This is a genomic window from Pseudoalteromonas sp. PAST1 (genome assembly GCF_021532515.1).
Taxonomy (GTDB): Bacteria; Pseudomonadota; Gammaproteobacteria; order Enterobacterales; family Alteromonadaceae; genus Pseudoalteromonas; species Pseudoalteromonas simplex.
Map to the genome: position 1 here is coordinate 63,150 of NZ_JAKGBH010000017.1, position 15,369 is coordinate 78,518.

Consider the following 15,369-nt stretch of genomic DNA (forward strand, 5'->3'; position numbering starts at 1 on the left):
TATTTAGTATCAGCCTGATAATTAATTGGATTTTTCATGACACAGACAACAAAACTAGTTCGTATCGCGACCCGTAAAAGTGCACTTGCTTTATGGCAGGCTGAATTTGTAAAAGCTCAACTAGAGCACTTCCATGACGACGTAACGGTAGAGTTGGTTCCTATGTCGACACAAGGCGATATTATCCTTGATACACCACTGGCCAAGATAGGTGGTAAAGGCTTATTCGTAAAAGAGCTTGAGCAAGCCATGCTAGATGGTCGTGCAGATATTGCGGTGCATTCGATGAAAGATGTACCTGTTGAGTTTCCTGAAGGTTTAGCATTACACACAATTTGTGAGCGTGAAGACCCGCGCGATGCGTTTGTATCAAACAACTACAAAAGCTTAGATGAGTTACCACAAGGCGCTATTGTTGGTACATCAAGCTTACGCCGCCAATGCCAAATTCGCGAAGCGCGCCCTGATTTAGACATTCGTGACTTGCGCGGTAATGTTAATACGCGTTTGGCAAAACTAGATGATGGTCAATATGATGCAATCATCCTAGCTGCAGCGGGTCTAATTCGTTTAGAAATGCCAGAGCGTATTACAGCTTTTATCGAGCCAGAGGTATCATTACCTGCAAATGGTCAAGGTGCTGTGGGTATTGAGTGCCGTATTGATGATGAAGTAACAAAAGCACTGTTAGCGCCACTTGAACATAATGAAACACGCATTCGTGTTAATGCCGAGCGTGCTATGAATCGCCGTTTAGAAGGTGGTTGCCAAGTACCTATTGGTGCATTTGCATTGGTCGATGGTGAGCAAGTGCATTTACGTGGTTTAGTGGGCGCTATTGATGGTAGCCAAATGCTACGTGATGAAGTGACAGGCCCAGTGGCTGACGCAGAGCAGTTAGGTATTACACTTGCTGAAAAGCTACTTGAGCAAGGTGCTGATAAAATTTTAGCTGAAGTATATAGAGACGCTTAATATGCATATTTTGATAACTCGTCCAGAAGGAAAAGGCACTGAGCTTGCTCTTGAGCTTCAGCAGGCGGGTTATCAAACAACCCTGTGCCCAGTCCTTACCTTAGATTACCTCACAGTAAATAGTAGTGAGCTCGCGCCGCTAGAAAATGCCGATAAAATCATTTTTATCTCGCAAGATGCCGTGCATGCCTTGTTAAAACTCACACCAACAATCAACAAAGCAGCGCAACTTTATGCGGTCGGTCAGCAAACGGCTGATGCGGTTTATGAAGCCTTTGGGCGACGAGCCGCAGTGCCCAAACAGCATGATTCAGAAGGTCTGCTTGAATTAAAAACACTACAAGATGTTGAACTAAGTAACATTGTTTTAGTGAAAGGTGAAGGTGGGCGCACGACCATAGCAAAAACGTTAAAACAACGTGGTGCTTTATTAAATCAATTGGTTGTTTACAAGCGAAGCGCAATTGAGAGCGAACCGGGCAAGTGGATGGACCACTGGCAAACAATTGATGTAGAAGGTATAGTCATTACCAGTAATGCAGCGGTGGATGCCATTTTTAATGGCCTAAAAGAGCCTCAGCTTGCATGGTTGAAAGAGCGACAGTTTTTCGTTGCCAGTGAGCGTATCGCTGACTATTTAAAGCAACAAAATGTCGTAAGAACACAGATACATATTGCTGCAGGGGCGAGCGACAACGCTATGTTCACCTGCATTAATCAGCAAGGTAGCAAAATGAGTGAAGCAGAATCAAAACAACCCGCAAAGCCAGTGACTGCACAGCCAGAGAAAAAAGCGCAAACGGCAAATACTGGGGCAAAAGCGCCTGTACAAGCTAAAAGAGGCATCAGCAAAACAGGTAGCTTAGCGTTACTTATTTCACTTTTAGTGGCCTGTGCAGTTGGCTATGAGTTTTATCTAAAATTAAATAGCGATCAGCAATCGGCTGTGGCATTGACTGAACTGACAGATGAAAACCTTCGCTTACAGCAGCAAATTGATGCATTAAAAAGTGCCCAACAAACAATGCAGCACTCGCTTTATAACAGTGAACAAAAGGTCACTGATGCACTAAACGAAAGTGCTGAGCAAACACAGCAGCAATTACAAGCGGCTTTAAAGCGCGCCGAGCAGCAAACTTTCACGCTTAATCCGCAAGAAGTCACAAGCTTGCAGCGTATGGCCGAATTTAAATTGTGGGCAGAGCACGATTACCAAGGGGCTGCTGCTGTGCTATCTCGCTTAGATAGCTTGCTTGCAGAACACCCGGGTACAGGCGCTATTCGCCAAGTAATTCACCAAGATTTACAAACCTTGAATGCCATAGAACCTGTGGCTGTTGAGGCAATTTATTTAAAACTGCATGGCATTAATCAAAAAGTTGATGAACTGGTATTTAATGCTATTTCACTCCCTGAAGAGGTCGTTAAAGAAGACCCAAATCAATTAAGTGAAAATGTCAGTGAGTGGCGTCAAAACCTTGCGAAGTCGTGGCAGCAGTTTAAAGGCTTCTTTGTTAAAGTGCGCACACGTGAAGATATGGTTATCGCACCATTTTTAAGTGAGCAAGAGCGTCACCTAGTAAAACAGCGCCTGAGTTTATATTTAGCTCAAGCGCAAGATGCGGTATTAAGTAAACAAAGTAGTGTGTATTTTAGTGCTGTTGATGCTGCTCATAGCTTGGTAAAAGATTACTTTAAACAAGATGATGCGCAAACAAAAGCGGCCTTAAAAAGTCTTGCTGAGCTTTCGAAAGAGCAGCTCGATTTTAGTCCAAAAGTGTCACTACAAAGTACTGAGCAGGTGAAGGAGTGGGCACAATGATCCGCTTTTTATTAATCATTATTGCAATAGCAGTCTGCTTAGGGATTGCCCCTTTTTTTATAGATCAAAAGGGTTATGTACTAATTGCCTTTAATAAAACAACCATTGAAGGGACTATTTGGGGCATCACAGCACTTTTAATATTAGCATTCGCTGCACTGTTTTTACTTTATAAGCTTTGCCGTTACGTAATATCTTTATATAGCCATACACGCCATGGCTTTTTTGCGCGCAGTGAAGAGCGTAAACAAGCGGCTATTGAGCAAGGTGTATGGAGCTTAATTAATAACGATTATGCACAGCTTGAGCTTACACTTGATAACAATAGTGTTGCAGATAAGTGGAGCGATATACGTTATGCGCTTCTTGCTAAAGCGGCATTAGCTAACAATGAGAGCGAAAAAGCGGTTAGTTATCTTGATAAAATAAGCCAGGATAAGCAGTTAAAAGTGGCTAATTTATGGATTGCTAGCGGTGAAACCAGCACCATTTTTGCTGACCTTAAAGCGTTAGCTGAGCGCAAAAAAGCCACGAGTTTAGAGCTTAAAATGTATGCCCATGTATTGGTAAAAGAGCAAAAGTGGGCGTCATTGAATGACTTTATGCCGCGTTTATTGCGCAAGAAAACACTTTCAGAGCAAGAGTGGCAACAACTTTTTGATAGTTACTTTGCAGCTCAATCAAACGGAGATTTAACTGAGCGTTATGAGCAATTAGCCAAAAACCTGAAACCACATGCTGAGGTAAGCTATTTAACGGCGATGGCGAAGGCAGGTGAGTTAAACAAAATTGAGCTAAGCTTAATTAAAATGATAAAAAAACCGCTGCAACATAAAGACTTAGCACGTATTTTACGTACTAGTAGCGCTGGCGATGCACTCAAGTTGCAATCAAGTTTGCAGGATGTATTAAAAAAAGATACCGAAAATACAGATTTACTATTAGCCCTTGCATGTTTAGCAAATGCGCATGGTGAATATGACTTAGCTGCGCGGGTGTTTGATAAAGCGCTTAATGCTGATAACCGCCATGCCTATTTGCAGCAAGCGGTTCTTAGTTATAGTAAGAGTGCCCAACCAGAAAAAGCATTGGTACTCTATCAATAATTTTACTTCAGCCGGCAAAGGAGCAATGGCTTGAAAAACTTATTTACACTGACAATAAGTATTGCACTTGCTTACTTTCTTACAGGGTATTTAAGTAATTCTTTGCTGGCGATTGATGGTTATGCGGTTGCAGCGTGGCCGCCTGCAGGTATTGCGCTTGCCAGTATCTTACTGCTTCGAAATCGTGCTCTGCTAGGAGTTTTGCTAGGGGCGTTCTTTGTAAACCTTATTCACCTTGATAAAGTTACTGATATTTTTCACTGGCAAATGATGTTGCAAGCTATTGGTGTGACAAGTGCATCAACATTTCAGGCTTGGCTTGCCTATTACATTATAATTCATGTAGTTAAACGCCCGATTGAGTTATCGTCATTAAAGCAAAGTATGATTGGTTTAATGATAGGCGGCCCTTTGTGTAGCTTGATTGCAGCATCAATTGGCACCGGCTTATTGGTCATTAATAATGTTATTCCGAGTTATGCGGCGCTTAATAATTTTATCGCATGGTGGATTGGCGACAGCATTGGGGTGCTGATTTTCACACCATTAATTTTAGCGGCATTTAGTTACCACCACACTCGTCAACGGCTGCAAATCATTGTGCCGTCGTTATTAATTTATGTGGTTATTTGTGTCAGCTTTTATGGTGCAGCCAGTGTAAAAAAAGACAAAGACTTACAGCGCCAGCAAGCAAAAGTCAGTGCAATTCATACTAATCTTGAACACCAAGTTGATGAAATTAAATCGCATTTATCTTTATTAGCTACTTTTTTTGCTAGTAGTGACATGGTTGATTTTGATGAATTTAAGCGTTTTACAACAAGGCAACTACAATATAGCAAAGAAATCCTTGCCCTTGAGTGGGCACCTAAAGTTATTCACTCACAACTAAATAACTATCAAAGTCTACTGCGTGATGAACTGGGTGCTGATTACTACGTGAAAGAAAAAAATGCTGCAGGACAGTGGCAGCCGGTAAGTAAGAGAGCAGTCTATTTTCCGGTGCAATATATTCATCCATTAGTAGGGAACGAACCAGCGCAAGGCTTTGATTTGGCTTCAAACGAGTTACGTAAACAAGCGTTAACTGACTCTCGGTTAATTAAAAATGTCACCGTCAGTGAGCCTATTACTTTGATGCAAGGTGATGGTAACGAAAAGGGCGTTTTATTCTTTAACCCTGTTTATTCAGACATTAATCATCAGGTCGGCTTTCGGGGTTATGTTGTTGCTGTGGTTAATTTAGAGTTGCTGGCACAAACACTAAATTTTAATCAAAATACTGAGATTGAAACCAGTTTTTTTGATGTTACCGATGGTACTAACCCTGTCGAGATTTACAGCCCACACCGTGTTGGTACAACCGCTATTGCGAGCTTTAATTTTATTATTGGCGAGCGCGTTTGGCAGGTGAAATTATGGGAGTCAGTAGCGCAGTCGTCATGGCTGCCTTATTGGCTAGCGCAAATAGTCGGTATGCTGTTTGTTTGGTTATTGATCACATTTTTGATTTCAGTAACCGGTACTAATATTCAAATTCGTCAGCAAGTAGCGAAACAAACTCAAAGCCTTCGCGAAGAAAAACTAAAAGCCGATAAAGCCAGCCAAATTAAAAGTGAGTTCTTGGCGAATATGAGCCATGAAATACGCACACCTATTAATGGTATAAAAGGTTTGCATTATTTAGCAATGCAAGAGCCTGACTGGCAACAAGCCCGTGGTTATATTGATCAAGCCGATGGTGCATTGAATGTACTATTACGGGTAATCAATGATGTTTTAGATTTTTCTAAAATAGAAGCGGGGCGATTGGAGCTACATCAAGAACCCATCGATGTGAATGCGTTGGTTAATGAACTGACTAACTTATTGCAGTTTGAACTTAATTCCCGTGCTTTAAAGTTTAAGGTTGAGTTTGATGCATCTGCGCACTTATTGATCCACACCGACCCAATTCGTTTAAAACAAGTATTATTAAACCTGTTAAACAATGCGGTGAAGTTCACTCAAGAAGGCACGATTACATTACGTATTTGGCAGCAGGGTAAATTTACTTACTTTAGTGTTATTGATACTGGCATCGGCATCAGTAAAGAGGCGCAGCAGCGCCTGTTTAAACCATTCTCACAAGCCGATAGCTCAACCTCTCGTCGCTTTGGTGGCACAGGTTTAGGCTTGAGTATTTGCCAAAAACTCATTGTTATGATGGGAGGCGAGATAAGCCTCAGTAGCTCTGAGGGGCAAGGTTCAACGTTTACAATTTCGCTGCCATTTGAGTCCCCTCTTGAAGAGGTGATTCATAGCGACGATGAGTTAGCTGATATCGATGTGACAGCTGTTTCATTTGCTGGCGATACAATTCTATTGGTTGAAGATAACCCATTGAATCAACATGTGGCGAGTTCGATTTTAAAAACTAAAGGTTGCCAACCTGATATCGCTAAAGATGGCCACGAGGCTATTAAGATGATCAGTGAAAAAAGCTATGACCTTGTACTCATGGATATTCAAATGCCGAATATGGATGGCTTACAAGCGACTAAGGTTATTCGCAACGAGTTACTGATCACCGATTTACCGATTATTGGCTTATCGGCAAATGCCCACGATGATGATCTTAAGAAAGGTTTAGCCAGTGGTATGAATGGTTATTTAACTAAACCAATTGATGCTGATAAACTTTTTAAAACCTTGTGGCATTTTTTGCATAATGCTAGCGGCCATTAAAGCAGACATTTGACCTCAAAAAAGTAAATAAAATCATCTAAACTTGAAATATCGCCGTGGGTACGTATGATCCGCGCAAATTTACTGAACCTGAGTGCTAATTATGATCAATAACAAACTCCCTTTGCTTGATATTCACCGTCATCTAGATGGTAATGTTCGCCCACAAACGATCTTAGACCTTGGTCGTCAGTTTAATCTTGAATTACCTGCTGACAACATTGAAGCGCTTATTCCGCACGTACAGGTTATCGACCCTGAACCAAATTTAGTGGCATTTTTACAAAAGCTTGATTGGGGTGTAAAAGTACTGGGTGATTACGATGCTTGTCGTCGTATTGCTATCGAAAACGTTGAAGATGCGATTGCCCAAAACCTCGATTACGTTGAGCTTCGTTTTAGTCCATATTATATGGCGCAAAGCCAAGGCTTACACCCGCAAGGAGTTGTCGAAGCGGTGGTTGATGGTGTAAAAAGTGCGTGCCAAAACGCGCCAATTAAAGCTAACTTAATCGGCATCATGTCGCGTACATATGGCACCAAAATCTGTCAGCAAGAGCTTGATGCGCTACTTGCTTTTAAAAATGATTTAGTGGCGGTTGATTTAGCTGGCGATGAAATTGGTTTCCCGGGTGAGCTATTTGTTGATCACTTTAAACAAGTTCATGATGCATACTTAGCTGCCACGATTCATGCCGGTGAAGCACGCGGTAGCGAAAGCATTTGGCAAGCAATTAACGAGCTTGGTGCAACGCGTATTGGTCATGGTGTAAAAGCAATTGAAGATGCTGCACTAATGGATTACTTACGTGATAAGCGCATTGGTATTGAGTCTTGCTTAACCAGTAACATTCAAACCAGTACTGTTGCTGAGCTTGCAAAACACCCGCTAAAAACCTTCTTAGACCATGGTATTTTGGCATCGATTAATACTGATGATCCGGCCGTTGAAGGTATTGAAATAGCGTATGAGTATCAAGTAGCAGCACCTGCGGCAGGGTTAAGCCAAGCCGATATGGAAAAAGCGCAAGCTAATGCGCTTGAAATTGCTTATTTAAGCGATGCAGATAAAGCGGCTTTAAAACAGTTAGCTGCTAATCGTTAAGCAGCTAACTTATACTTGGTGCTCTTGGCATGAAACGTAGTTTTCATATAATGCCTTGAGCACGTCACCTCGGCTGATCATGCCAACAACCTTACCACCCTCGATAACTGGGTAATTCTTTGGCTTACCCGTTTTCATGGCATCAGCCAACTCAATGATATTTTGATCGCTACTCACGGTAACAACATCGGTGCGCATGAGTTGTTTTACCTTTACCACGCCATCGCAGAAATAACTGTTTTGCATGAGCGGTTGCAGCAGCTCTTGTTCTGAAATAAAGCCAACTAAACTTTTGTTGTCATCGAATACAGGTGCGCCTAGTAATTTAAACTTTTGCAGCTCGCTAATCGCGGTGGTCATTTCAGTTTCAGGCGTAATGTGTGGCAACTTACGTTGCATAAAGTCTTGTACTTTTGTATTTAGCATTTGGGTCTCTCCCCATCGTTATTCTAAACAGAGTATGGTCAAGGAAATGCAGTTTGTGAAATCGTTTAGACGGATTAAGGCGATAGGTAAAACAAATAAAAAAGGCATCCAATTGGATGCCTTAAAAATAACCGGTATGAGTTAGTTATTTAATGAATGCAAATGCATCAGCGTACATGTTCTCACGTACCGCACCATGGTTAATAAAATCATCGCGAACCACGCCAATCATGTCGAAGCGGCCTGCCATGTAAATATCGTATGGTTCTAAAGACACTATATCTTCCATAACGGCCTTGTGGACGTAACCGGTTTTGCCAGTCCAGCTTTGCGGCGCATTTTCAACCACTGGAATGTATTGGAAATGTGGGTTGCTGTTTGCCCATGCTTGCATTTCATCATGAGCATAAAGCGCAGCTTGCTCACGAACACCCCAGTAAAATAATACAGGGCGCTCACAGCCAATTTCAGCAAGGTGATCAGCCATTGATTTGGCATAAGAAAAACCAGTACCGCCAGCAAGTAGAATAATTGGGCGCTCACCCTCAACTCGCAGCTGTGATACACCTAAACCCACTTCAACATTAACTTGCTGTTGCTCTGTATGTGCTTGACGTAAATGATCAAGCGCTTGCATTGCATACGAATCAGCACCTGCGGCACCAATATGTAGTTCAATTTGGTCAGTTTGTGAAGGGCGGCTTGCAATAGAAAAGGCACGCTTATCTTTTTCGCCTAATACAAGTTGCATATATTGGCCTGCCTCGAATGACACAGGTTGCTGTGGTTTCAAAATGACCTTATGTACATGGTCTGTAAGCGGGCTGATCGCAACAACGTCAGCGAGTAATGTTTGCATAGTTTACCTTTATAAGCACAGAAGCAAATTCGGTTATGAATCGCACTCATAACCGTTAAATTTTGAGCAGTTTAACATAGTCACAGCTTAGAGAATATCTAAGCTGTCCCATAATTCATCAACACGTTCTTTGATTTTTGGATCCATAACAATGGGCTCACCCCATTCACGATCTGTTTCGCCTGGCCATTTATTGGTTGCATCCATGCCCATTTTTGAGCCAAGGCCCGAAACTGGCGATGCAAAATCTAAATAATCAATTGGCGTGTTTTCGATCATCGTCGTATCGCGAGCAGGGTCCATACGCGTTGTAATGGCCCAGATCACGTCGTTCCAATCACGTGCGTTTACATCATCATCGCAAACAATCACGAACTTGGTATACATGAATTGACGTAAGAAAGACCACACCCCCATCATCACGCGCTTGGCATGACCTGGGTATTGTTTTTTCATCGTGACCACAGCCATACGATAAGAACAGCCTTCAGGTGGTAGATAAAAATCTACAATTTCAGGGAATTGCTTTTGCAGAATTGGTACGAACACTTCGTTCAATGCAACCCCGAGTACTGCTGGCTCATCTGGTGGACGGCCAGTGTAAGTGCTGTGATAAATTGGGTTTTCACGATGTGTAATGTGAGTGACCGTCATCACCGGAAACTCGTCTACTTCGTTGTAGTAACCTGTGTGGTCGCCATAAGGGCCTTCTGGTGCTGTTTCACCTGGCATAATATAACCTTCAAGCACGAACTCTGCGGTAGCAGGCACTTGTAGGTCATTTGAAACCGATTTAACAACTTCAGTTTTACTACCGCGTAGTAAACCAGCAAATGCATATTCGCTTAGGGTGTCTGGTACTGGTGTTACAGCGCCTAAGATTGTCGCAGGATCGGCACCTAATGCGACAGATACAGGGTAAGGTTCGCCTGGGTGCTCTTTACACCATTCACGAAAATCTAATGCGCCACCGCGGTGCGATAGCCAACGCATAATAATTTTGTTTTTACCCAATAGCTGCTGACGGTAAATGCCTAAGTTTTGGCGCTTTTTATAAGGCCCTTTGGTAACCGTTAGACCCCATGTGATCAAGGGAGCAGCATCACCCGGCCAGCAATGTTGGATAGGCAGCTTAGTTAAGTCAACATTATCGCCTTCAAGTATAACTTGCTGACAAGGCGCTTTTTTTACTTCTTTAGCTGGCATATTCAGTACTTGTTTGAATACTGGGATTTGCCCTAGTGCCTCTTTAATGCCTTTTGGTGGCTCAGGCTCTTTTAGAAAAGCTAATAACTTACCAACTTCGCGCAGTTCACTGACATCATCTTGGCCCATACCCATCGCTACACGTTTGGGCGTACCAAAAAGGTTAGCAAGAACGGGAATGGTGTGACCTTTAGGGTTTTCGAATAACAGAGCAGGGCCTTCTGCACGTAACGTACGGTCGGCAATTTCGGTCATTTCAAGGTAAGGATCAATTTCTTGTTTGATCCGCTTTAACTCACCTTTTTGTTCTAATAACTCGATAAATTCGCGAAGATCTTTGTATTTCATTATAGCCGCTTAAACGCTGAATAAACTGTCGCTATTATACTCAAAACCACTGATTAAGCTAATTTAGCCACGAAAGCTTTTGCTATTACTGGGTTAAGCTACATTGGTACTTTTTACCTCTTAAAATCAGCATGGCTTCATCGCCTTTAGACCAAAACAGCACATTATCGGCACTGTATTTAACCCCAGAGCCGCTTACTTGGCGATTGAGTAAATATTCACTCTCCTTAAATGTCAGTCTGGCTTCCTCATCATTGTACTCAACGATACTGGCGCTGAGGGTCTCATCGCACAGATAGTTGCTCGGTGCACTTTGCTCAGCACATGCGCACAAGGTAACTAAAGCGAGCCCCGAGAGAAGTGGTTTAATCATAGAAACACCTCTATTTTTGAATGAGCTATAAGCCTAACAAAGAAAAATTAACCGTTGGTGAAAATGGCAGGATAAGTTATGTTGATAGTGTATTTAATGGGCAAGGAACCACCATGGCAGGCACAAATTTACTAACCTTACTTGATGATATTACAACACTTTTAGACGACATTGCGACGATGAGTAAAGTCGCAACAAAAAAAACAGCAGGGGTGTTAGGTGATGACCTCGCGCTTAATGCTCAGCAAGTTACAGGGGTAACTGCCGATAGAGAGTTGCCAGTGGTTTGGGCTGTGGCAAAAGGCTCGTTTATCAACAAAGCCATCTTAGTGCCCGCAGCGTTATTGATTAGTGTTTGGTTGCCTTGGTTAATCACTCCGCTGTTAATGGTTGGCGGGCTGTTTTTGTGTTTTGAAGGTGCAGAGAAAATTATCGAAAAGCTGTTTGGTCACGCTCAACAAGAAGATGAAGGTGTGGTTGAACAACAAGACTTACAAGAATACGAAAAGCAAAAAATCAAAGGAGCAATCCGTACTGATTTTATCCTCTCTGCAGAAATTATAGTGATAACGCTAGGTACGGTTGCTGGCGCAACGCTGGTTAATCAAGCTTTAGTGCTCAGTGTAATCGCAATTATTATGACCATTGGCGTGTATGGGTTAGTTGCTGGGATTGTTAAACTTGATGATGCTGGTTTGTATTTACTGCAAAAAGCGCAGCAAAGTGGCGGTAAGTTTAAAGAGCTTGTAGGTAAGTTTTTACTTGCTGCAGCGCCTAAGTTAATGCGCTTTTTAGCCTTTGCAGGAACGGTTGCTATGTTCTTAGTTGGCGGTGGCATATTGGTACATGGGATCCCTGTTTTGCATCACGTCAAGCAAGGTAGCATCGAGTTTGTAACGGATTTAGTTGGCAAAACTGGGGAGTTGGCTACGCCGATTATATTTGATGGTTTATTGGGTGTTTTGGCTGGGGGGATCGTCGTTTTAATGACAATTATCTATAAGAGATTTTTTCGGTAACAATTGTTATTTATAAGTATACTGGTTGGGAGTTATTTGTTACCTTTTATTTTACTCTAAATTTAAAAGGGAATTTTATGTCTAGATTAATCATAATTATATCTTGTTTGCTTATTAGCTTTATTAGTAATGCAAAACCAAAACCTTTACCAATTGAAACCTTCAGTAAAGCTAGCGAGTTTGGAAGTGTGAAGATTTCACCTACTGGTAAATACCTAGCCGTAATGACGCAGCCTAACGGCAAGAATTCTTTAATGATTTTGGATACTGATACATTTAAGGTATTGCATGCGATAAACTTTCCAAAAAATGCTCAAGTCGGCAACTATTACTGGGTGAATGAAGAGCGTATTGTATTAGCTAAAGAGTATCTAAAAGGTTGGAAAGATCATCCTGAATACCATGGTGAGTTGTTTGGTGTAAACGCAGACGGCAGTCAAGGGGAGTATTTGGTTGGTTATCAAGGTGAAAGGCAAACTGGGACGAGAATTAAAAAGGCAACTCCTGTATTAGGGACCTCTTATGTGCTTGACCCATTGGTAGAAAATAAGCGTAAAATGTTGGTTTTAACCATACCATGGACAGCTGCCAAAGAGCCTCACACGATTGTGTATGAAGTAGATGTCTATCGAGGGACAAGAAAAAAGATCACACGTTCACCTTCAAGAATGGCTAGTTTTCTGACTGATCATGAAGGCAACGTAAGAGTATCCGCCTCGACTGATGACTATATTAATCCAAAAATATATATCCGCCCTAAATCTGGTGGTGAGTGGGAAGAGCTCAATTTAAAGGATATTTCGTATAGTGATGTTGGGTTGCATGCTTTTGATAGCACGGATGAATCTGCTTATGTGACGGCTTCTGTTAACGGAGAAGCTAAAGGGCTTTATAAGTTAAATCTTAAAACTAAACAATTTGATCTAATCCATAAAGAAAAAAGTGTTTCACCAAAGCAGGTGTGGGTGGATGAAGTATCAAAAGAACTTTTTGCTGTCGAGCATGAGTTAGGCTACCCAACCTATTCTTTTATAGATAATAACACTAAGAAAAGCCAGCAATTAAAAGCTCTTTTAAGAGTGCTTGAGGGCCAGCAAGTTCAATTAGTCAGCAGTACCGTAAATGGTGATAAGAGCGTCATTTTTGCCTCAAGTGACACTAATCCTGGCAGTTATTACTTATTTGATGCTAAAACTAATAATCTCGGTTTTCTATTCTCATCCAGAAGTTGGATTAAACCTAGTCAAATGGCGATTACAAAGCCTATCAATTTTACAGCACGTGATGGACTAGCTATCTACGGTTACTTAACTATTCCAAATAACGCTGAAGAAAAAAACTTACCATTAGTAGTAATGCCGCATGGGGGTCCTCATGGTCCAAGAGATTGGTGGGGATATGACTCAACAGCTCAGCTTCTTGCGAGTAGAGGAATTGCTGTACTAAAGGTTAACTTTCGTGGCTCAGGTGGCTTTGGACGAAATTTTGAACGTGCCGGCCATCGCAAGTGGGGACAGGAAATACAATACGATATTATAGATGGTGTAAAATATCTTATTTCAAGCGGTATTGCTGATAAAGGTAACATTTGCATTATGGGGGCCAGCTTTGGTGGATATTCCGCGTTACAAAGTGCGATCTTGGAACCTGGTATGTTCCAGTGTGCGATTGGAGTTGTAGGTGTATATGATTTACCACTCATGTTTGATGAGGGAGATGTATCTGAGCGTGATAGCGGGCAACGTTTTCTAAAAGTGGTATTAGGCGAGGATGAAGAGCAACTAAAGCGTTTTTCACCAAGCTACAATATAGAAAAGTTAAAAGCTCCAGTATTAATTTTTCATGGTGGGGAAGATCGAAGGGCGCCTATCGAGCAAGCTGAGTCGTTAGTTTCTGCTTTAAAGAAAGAGAATCATCCCTATATTTATGAGCTATTAGATGATGAAGGTCACGGTTTTTATAAAGAAGAGCACCGCACTCTTTACTATAAAAAAGTATTGGCTTTTTTAGATGATCATTTAAAGCTTTAATGAAAAGTGCCGGCGAGCAAGCTCGCCGGCAAGGATTTAGCACGGGAACGTAAGCGTGCTAGTGTGCAAGGTCTTCCTTTAAGTTGTACAAACTCAAAAGATGATTCGTTCATTAAGCAATGAAGCCTAGTTGCAATTTAAAACAGAGCAGGAGAGTGACTCTGTTATTGCTAATAAGCATTTATAAAACCAACAAAGTAATATAAATACTGTGTCATACAAAAATGTTATAACATAACAAAAATAAAGTAAATAGCGAGAGTCATATTATTAGGCTGGTTTCTTCTGCGTGATATTTATGGGTAACAGATTATTGAGTATTCAACTTACTACAATCGTAACTCAAGCATAGCTCTGCGAGCTCAACCTTTGCTTTAGGATTCCCTTGTAAGGTGGCTTTGTTGAGCCAGTAAGCTGCTTTTTCGTTATTCACTTCTGTCCCTTGGCCATCGCGATACATCTGACCCAAGTTTAATTGTCCCCATGAATAACCATCTTCCGCAGACAGGGTAAAACTTTTCAACGCTTCCTCGTATAAGCCATCTTTGAAGTAAGTGATCCCCTCCTGATTATGTTTATCGAGCTTAACGCCCGTATATAAAGGCTTAGGTCTAGGCGGGTGCATAACAAAACCACCAAATAAACTATAAAGCTCAGGTCGCATAATCTTATATATGCTGCCTTCATCATAAAGCTGCTGTATTTGTGATTTACTGAAAGTCAGGGTTTTACTAGAAAAGTAATCATCTTGAACTAGCATGCTGGTTCGCATCGCAATCTCGATGTCTTTATTGTACTTGTAAGTGTAGTTAGCAACTCTAAAAGTCATGTTCTTGTCATCCAATTCAACGAGCTGAGCTACTTTTAGGTTGTTAATACGTTTTGGTTTGCCAGTAAACTTATCTGAATAGACAAAATAGGTATCAAACAACTTTGGCTCGTTTAGGTAAGTTTGCTCGTTCTCAGTTTGTTCATTCGCCCCGATTAATGCTTTTGCTAATAGGTAAGCGATGATGAATAGGCCAATAAAGTACTTTATAAACGACGCTAACTCTAAGGCGGGCAATGAATACCAAGGTGCAGGAGTAACATAGCCACAGTCATCACATTGTCTTTGATAATTAATAGAAAGTGGCATGATGGGCAAAATAGTAAAGCGCAAAACTTTACTGTGATTGCTTAAAGAATAATGTTCACTATGGCAATGTGGACACGTTTTTTGTTTTTTATAAAAAACATCAGCGGGTGCGGTATTAAATAGAAGCATCGTTTCTTCCTGAATATTGCTATCAATAAACTAGAACAAATGCAGAGAGTTAGAAAGCACCAAACTGTAAGCAAATATGAATTAAATATGCTGAACAATGTTTTCG

Annotated in this window: 12 protein-coding genes; 7 read left to right on the top strand and 5 right to left on the bottom strand. The window is 41.4% G+C overall.

The genetic code is table 11. The annotated features are described in order from the left end of the window. Nucleotides 1–36: 36 nt before the first annotated feature. From hemC to add, 5 genes are all read left to right on the top strand, one after another. Entirely contained in the window at nt 37–975 is a 939-nt protein-coding gene (hemC, locus tag L1272_RS10425; RefSeq protein ID WP_054554664.1) for a hydroxymethylbilane synthase, read from the top strand. A 1-nt stretch (nt 976) separates the two neighbouring features. After that, on the top strand, nt 977–2,797 hold the full coding sequence (locus tag L1272_RS10430) for a uroporphyrinogen-III synthase (RefSeq protein WP_235373330.1): 1,821 nt from the start codon (nt 977–979) through the stop codon (nt 2,795–2,797). Then, nucleotides 2,794–3,903, top strand: coding sequence for a heme biosynthesis HemY N-terminal domain-containing protein (locus tag L1272_RS10435; protein ID WP_235373331.1), 1,110 nt, complete (start codon nt 2,794–2,796; stop codon nt 3,901–3,903). Before L1272_RS10430 ends, L1272_RS10435 begins: the two co-directional genes overlap by 4 nt. 30 nt (nt 3,904–3,933) lie before the next feature. Continuing rightward, nucleotides 3,934–6,630 carry a CHASE domain-containing protein gene (locus L1272_RS10440; RefSeq protein ID WP_199529889.1) on the top strand — a complete coding sequence of 899 codons (2,697 nt, stop codon included), beginning with the start codon at nt 3,934–3,936 and terminating at the stop codon, nt 6,628–6,630. 103 nt (nt 6,631–6,733) lie between these two features. Next, nucleotides 6,734–7,735, top strand: coding sequence for an adenosine deaminase (gene add, locus L1272_RS10445; RefSeq protein WP_054554668.1), 1,002 nt, complete (start codon nt 6,734–6,736; stop codon nt 7,733–7,735). A 9-nt stretch (nt 7,736–7,744) separates the two neighbouring features. Here add and L1272_RS10450 read toward each other — a convergent pair whose 3' ends face one another. From L1272_RS10450 to L1272_RS10465, 4 genes are all read right to left on the bottom strand, one after another. Then, entirely contained in the window at nt 7,745–8,161 is a 417-nt protein-coding gene (locus tag L1272_RS10450; RefSeq protein ID WP_054554669.1) for a CBS domain-containing protein, read from the bottom strand. Between the two features lie 145 nt (nt 8,162–8,306). Continuing rightward, nucleotides 8,307–9,020 carry an NAD(P)H-flavin reductase gene (fre, locus tag L1272_RS10455; RefSeq protein ID WP_138598968.1) on the bottom strand — a complete coding sequence of 238 codons (714 nt, stop codon included), beginning with the start codon at nt 9,018–9,020 and terminating at the stop codon, nt 8,307–8,309. 87 nt (nt 9,021–9,107) lie between these two features. Further along, nucleotides 9,108–10,574, bottom strand: a complete 1,467-nt coding sequence (gene ubiD / locus L1272_RS10460) for a 4-hydroxy-3-polyprenylbenzoate decarboxylase (protein ID WP_138618737.1) — start codon at nt 10,572–10,574, stop codon at nt 9,108–9,110. A gap of 85 nt (nt 10,575–10,659) precedes the next feature. Beyond that, nucleotides 10,660–10,947: an MliC family protein gene (locus tag L1272_RS10465; RefSeq protein ID WP_054554672.1), complete on the bottom strand. Its 288-nt coding sequence runs from the start codon at nt 10,945–10,947 to the stop codon at nt 10,660–10,662. Between the two features lie 113 nt (nt 10,948–11,060). On the opposite strand from L1272_RS10465, the gene L1272_RS10470 reads away from it, so the two are divergent. Next, nucleotides 11,061–11,966, top strand: coding sequence for a DUF808 domain-containing protein (locus L1272_RS10470; RefSeq protein WP_199529891.1), 906 nt, complete (start codon nt 11,061–11,063; stop codon nt 11,964–11,966). A 77-nt stretch (nt 11,967–12,043) separates the two neighbouring features. After that, entirely contained in the window at nt 12,044–13,996 is a 1,953-nt protein-coding gene (locus L1272_RS10475) for an alpha/beta hydrolase family protein (protein WP_199529892.1), read from the top strand. Between the two features lie 310 nt (nt 13,997–14,306). On the opposite strand, the gene L1272_RS10480 is transcribed toward L1272_RS10475, so the two are convergent. Beyond that, entirely contained in the window at nt 14,307–15,263 is a 957-nt protein-coding gene (locus L1272_RS10480) for a tetratricopeptide repeat protein (RefSeq protein WP_138598971.1), read from the bottom strand. Between the last annotated feature and the right edge of the window lie 106 nt (nt 15,264–15,369).

What these genes read in the sequence shown, in the direction of transcription:
- ubiD (WP_138618737.1), bottom strand. Translation starts at nt 10,574, where the DNA reads ATGAAATACAAAGATCTTCGCGAATTTATCGAGTTATTAGAACAAAAA.
- L1272_RS10435 (WP_235373331.1), top strand. Translation starts at nt 2,794, where the DNA reads ATGATCCGCTTTTTATTAATCATTATTGCAATAGCAGTCTGCTTAGGG.
- L1272_RS10470 (WP_199529891.1), top strand. Translation starts at nt 11,061, where the DNA reads ATGGCAGGCACAAATTTACTAACCTTACTTGATGATATTACAACACTT.
- L1272_RS10465 (WP_054554672.1), bottom strand. Translation starts at nt 10,947, where the DNA reads ATGATTAAACCACTTCTCTCGGGGCTCGCTTTAGTTACCTTGTGCGCA.
- L1272_RS10450 (WP_054554669.1), bottom strand. Translation starts at nt 8,161, where the DNA reads ATGCTAAATACAAAAGTACAAGACTTTATGCAACGTAAGTTGCCACAC.
- L1272_RS10430 (WP_235373330.1), top strand. Translation starts at nt 977, where the DNA reads ATGCATATTTTGATAACTCGTCCAGAAGGAAAAGGCACTGAGCTTGCT.
- L1272_RS10480 (WP_138598971.1), bottom strand. Translation starts at nt 15,263, where the DNA reads ATGCTTCTATTTAATACCGCACCCGCTGATGTTTTTTATAAAAAACAA.
- L1272_RS10475 (WP_199529892.1), top strand. Translation starts at nt 12,044, where the DNA reads ATGTCTAGATTAATCATAATTATATCTTGTTTGCTTATTAGCTTTATT.
- add (WP_054554668.1), top strand. Translation starts at nt 6,734, where the DNA reads ATGATCAATAACAAACTCCCTTTGCTTGATATTCACCGTCATCTAGAT.
- hemC (WP_054554664.1), top strand. Translation starts at nt 37, where the DNA reads ATGACACAGACAACAAAACTAGTTCGTATCGCGACCCGTAAAAGTGCA.
- fre (WP_138598968.1), bottom strand. Translation starts at nt 9,020, where the DNA reads ATGCAAACATTACTCGCTGACGTTGTTGCGATCAGCCCGCTTACAGAC.